Source organism: Negativicoccus succinicivorans (genome assembly GCF_018373335.1).
GTDB classification, from domain to species: domain Bacteria; phylum Bacillota; class Negativicutes; order Veillonellales; family Negativicoccaceae; genus Negativicoccus; species Negativicoccus succinicivorans_A.
Window position 1 is genome coordinate 1 of the sequence record NZ_JAHAHH010000133.1, and the last position, 1,272, is coordinate 1,272.

Consider the following 1,272-nt stretch of genomic DNA (forward strand, 5'->3'; position numbering starts at 1 on the left):
CACATGATCGGAAAAAGAGCTTAGCGGCCGGTTGGCAATTTCTTTCAACAATGCCGCTAAGTAATAATTATACACCTCTTCGCGAACCACCGCAGAGTAAAAATGACAATAGTGGCAGTGACTCGCGCAAAAAGGAATATGAATATAAATTCCTGTGCTCATCTTAATCGTCTTTCAAAATCGCCATAAACGCTTCTTGCGGAATCGTAACGCTACCGACCTGCTTCATGCGCTTTTTGCCCTCTTTTTGCTTTTCAAGCAGCTTACGTTTCCGTGTGATGTCACCGCCATAACATTTTGAAAGTACATCTTTGCGCATCGCTTTAACGGTTTCCCGGGCAATAATTTTATTACCGATTGCCGCTTGAATCGGGATTTCGAACATTTGCCGCGGAATAATATCTTTCAACTTCAGAGCCAGCGCACGACCGCGGGACGGTGCTGAGCTGCGGTGAACAATAGTACTCAATGCGTCCACTAAATCTCCATTTAAAAGGATATCAAGCTTAACCATATCCGCCGGACGATACCCGGAAAGCTCATAATCCAAAGACGCATAACCGCGTGTGCCGGATTTCAGCTTATCAAAAAAATCATAAATAATTTCATTCAACGGTAAATCGTACTCGAGTGCGACTCGAGTCTCGTCAATGTATGTCATTGTGAGATACTCACCACGCCGCTCCTGAGCCAGTTCCATGACGGCTCCGACGAGATCGGACGGCAGCATGATGTTAGCTTTCACAAATGGTTCCTCAATATGATCAATGACCGTCGGATCGGGCAGATTCGCCGGGTTGTCTACCTCGATCATATTTCCGTCCGTGGTATAGACACGATAAATAACCGAAGGCGCTGTCGTGATTAAATTTAACTGATATTCGCGTTCCAGACGTTCTTGGATTACATCCATATGCAACAAGCCGAGAAAGCCGCAGCGGAATCCGAAGCCCAACGCAAGTGAAGTTTCCGCTTCATACACCAACGCCGCATCGTTTAAATGCAGTTTATCCAATGCATCGCGCAGATTGCCGTAATCTTTGCTATCTACCGGATACAATCCGCAATACACCATCGGTGTCGCCTTACGATAACCCGGCAACGGTTCGGCAGCACCATTTTCCACTGTCGTAATCGTGTCGCCGACTCGACAGTCGTGAACATTTTTAATACTTGCTGCTAAATATCCTACCGTACCGCAACTCAATTCCTGGGTAGGCGTCATTTGGGGCGCAAAAAAGCCGACTTCCGTCACCTCAAATGATTTACCGG

1 protein-coding gene is annotated in these 1,272 nt (G+C 46.6%); it reads right to left on the minus strand.

Going from position 1 to position 1,272, the window contains the following annotated elements; all coding sequences use genetic code 11:
- Positions 1 to 163: 163 nt before the first annotated feature.
- The coding region (gene lepA, locus KH813_RS06715) for a translation elongation factor 4 (protein WP_303994568.1) at positions 164 to 1,272 on the minus strand (1,109 nt) is incomplete at its 5' end.